This window comes from Bacillota bacterium, assembly GCA_024655925.1.
Lineage (GTDB): Bacteria > Bacillota > DTU025 > DTU025 > JANLFS01 > JANLFS01.
Genome location: JANLFS010000127.1, coordinates 4,514 through 7,447 on the forward strand (window position 1 = coordinate 4,514; position 2,934 = coordinate 7,447).

General features: G+C 59.4%; 3 protein-coding genes. All 3 read right to left on the reverse strand.

Features of this window, described 5'->3' with window-relative positions:
- Positions 1-1,318, reverse strand: a 1,318-nt coding sequence (gene ggt, locus NUW23_14310; GenBank protein MCR4427333.1) for a gamma-glutamyltransferase, incomplete at its 3' end; no start/stop codon positions are given.
- A 19-nt stretch (positions 1,319-1,337) separates the two neighbouring features.
- Entirely contained in the window at positions 1,338-2,420 is a 1,083-nt protein-coding gene (locus tag NUW23_14315; GenBank protein ID MCR4427334.1) for a DUF917 family protein, read from the reverse strand.
- A gap of 58 nt (positions 2,421-2,478) precedes the next feature.
- The coding region (locus NUW23_14320; protein MCR4427335.1) for a DUF6305 family protein at positions 2,479-2,934 on the reverse strand (456 nt) is incomplete at its 5' end.

The window sequence follows — 2,934 nt, forward strand, 5'->3', positions numbered from 1 at the left end:
CCTTGACGACGAAGACTGGAGCGATGTTGTTCATCGGCCTCTTGTGGGGCTCCACCTTGTTGACATGGTCAGGGGAGAACTCCATCCATCCCCCGCCGTTGTTGAGGAAAACCCCCGTGTCTCCGACGACAACGCCTGTGCCCCAGCTGCTTCCGATGCTGGTGGTGTAGGACACCATGTTCCCCTGCCCGTCAACGACTGATATATGGGTCGTGTTCTCGTAGCTGTCCGCGTTCCCGGGGGCTATGGAGTCCTGGGCGCGTCCGAGGTCGATCCGCTTACGCTGGGCAGCCGCATACTCCTTGGAGATGAGGGCCTTCTCGGGAACGTGCACGAACTTGGGGTCTGCGATGTAGCGGTCGCGGTCCGCCGCGGCAAGCTTGGTCGCCTCGACCATCAGGTGCAGGGTTTCCACGGTATTATGGCCCATCTTCGCAAGGTCAAAGGGCTCGACTATGTTAAGCTGCTGTAGAACGAGTGCCCCGCAGAACTCTCCTCCCGGGACGTAGATGTCATACCCGCGATACGTCCCGTGGAGAGGTTCCACCCATTCGATCTCGTAGTTGGCGAAGTCCTCGAGAGTGAACAAGCCTCCGTTCTTCTTGAAGAAGTCGGCCATCTCCTGAGCGATCTCACCCTTGTAGAACACGTCTGGGCCTTCCTTGGCCACCCTCTTGAGCGTGTTCGCGAGGTCCGACTGCACCAACACGTCCCCTGCCTTCGGGGGAGCGCCGCCGGGAAGGAAGGTCTTAGCGGAGGTGGGGTATATCGAGAGCAATGTCTCCTGGTTCGCAATAGCGTTAGCCAACCGCTCCGTAATGGGGAATCCCCGCTCGGCGTATTCGATTGCGGGCTCGAGCACCTCCGCTAAAGACATGGTCCCATAGTTCTTCAGGGCCTCATCCCACGCGCGAAGCGCGGACGGCACCATACCGGCCATGTAGCCTCGCTGCGCAGTATCCTTGGTGAGGACATCTATGGACGCGCCCGCGGGGTTCGGCGCGTTCGCGTTGATACACGCGATCTTCTGAGTCTTGGCGTCATAGATGAGCATGACGCCCCCTGCGGCAATGCTGGAGAAATCCGGTTCCACGACGTTGAGAACCGCGGCAGTAGCCACGGCCGCGTCGACTGCATTCCCGCCCTTCATGAGTATCTGAAGACCGGCCTGGGACGCGAGAGGATGAGCGGCAGCCACGATGCCGTTGGAGCAAGTGACAACAGGCCTAGTCGCCGCGGCAGCCCCCATATTCCCGAGCACGAGACAAAGAAGCAAACCTGCCACAATTACATGTCCCATTGCGTGTTTTCTGAGCATAAGTCGCACCTCCCAAGCGTTAGATGATCGCCTCTCCAATGACCTGTTCGACGTCTCCCAGCAGATCGGTCCTGCGCATCCCCGAGCCGAGACGCAACCGCTCCTTCGAGGCCCACAGCACCGCGACTTTCATGCCTTGGCGGATTTCTGAGGTCGTCACCGGTGTGCCCGACTCCTCGTCGATGGTGGAAATGAGGTCTGGGAACGATCCAACACGTTCTGCCTTGCCTGACAGCCCGGATAAACTCAAGGTCATATACTCGTTCCAGAACTTCAGTTCTGCGATGGAAGACCCATCTTCGACCAAGACACGTCCTACATCAAAACCGGACTTGGTCTCCATGTCGATCCCGGTGACAACTCCTGCCATCACCACACTCCCGCCCAGAGCAAGTGCGCATACCTCGGCGGTGCGCATGCCCCCGGACCCGGCATTCGCCTCAATGATCTTGCCCAACTCGATGGCCTGGCGAATGGCACCCGGTGCGCCGTTCAACCTAGCGTGTGTGGCGGACACGGGATTCCTCGCAACCGCCACCAACCCCCCTGCTCCCACTGATGCCTCCCGCACCAGCCGCGCGGCGGTCTCCAGCCGGCCCCGGATCACGCCTTCTATGTACCGGTTCTCGCCCGCGTCGCCCCCTGCAAACGCCTGCCAGGCAAGGTATTCCGGCACCTGGTCCAAGTTCATTGCCCCCATGATACCGGTGGGATGAGCCCTTCCATTGCAGGGACAGTCCACAACTGGCAGCCCCGTCATGGCGGATTGGAACCACCCGTTCACGGTCCCTACTGCACCGTTTTCATTCGATATCAGACCGAAGACCTTTTCGTCCAGGGCATCCAAGAGAATCTGCAGGGAACGCTGGTAATGGACAGGCTTGGCGTGAGCGTTCTCGGACGCTGGTGATCCGACGAGAGCCACTGTTACGAGCAGTGCATCATCCGGGACTTCGTCCATGTCCACGAGCACGGGATCTCCGGCCTGCACCGCCAGCCTGCCCAATGCGAAACCGTCCTTTTTGGAGCCTCCCCCGCCTCCTCCTAGGAGGCAACCCCCAAGTACTGCAGCATTCACTACATCCCTACACTGAATCGCCAAACTGACCCTACCCCCGCTTGTACCGTCTCACAATGATAGCCGTAGCGTTCCTGGGATCCTACAGCCCGAACATGCTCTTCAAGATGTCCCTTATCTCAAGCGTCTGCTCTATGTAGATGATGGGGATGTTGTTGTCCTTGGCTATCTTGGTGAACAAGCCGTCCCGGTTGCCGTCGTTTCGAACGATAAGGAAGTCCGCCTTCGGAGCAGCCCCATGGATGAACGGATCTGCGAGGTCACCGCGGCGGGGATGCCCGCCGATGTGGGCCGCAAGAACGTATGTGCCTTGCTTACGAGCCGCCTGGATCAGCCGGTTTACCCGATCGATCTCTTCCGCCGTGTCGATGCCGGCCTCGCCGAGGCCTTTGACACTTCCCCCGATGCCGATGACCAAGGTCTTGTAACCTTTGATCTTCTCCGGGCTCATGACCTTATCGAAATCGGCCTTCAGTTTCAGTTGGTCACAGACCAACTTGATCATCAAGGCATCAGGACTCTGCCCCGAAGATGTGAT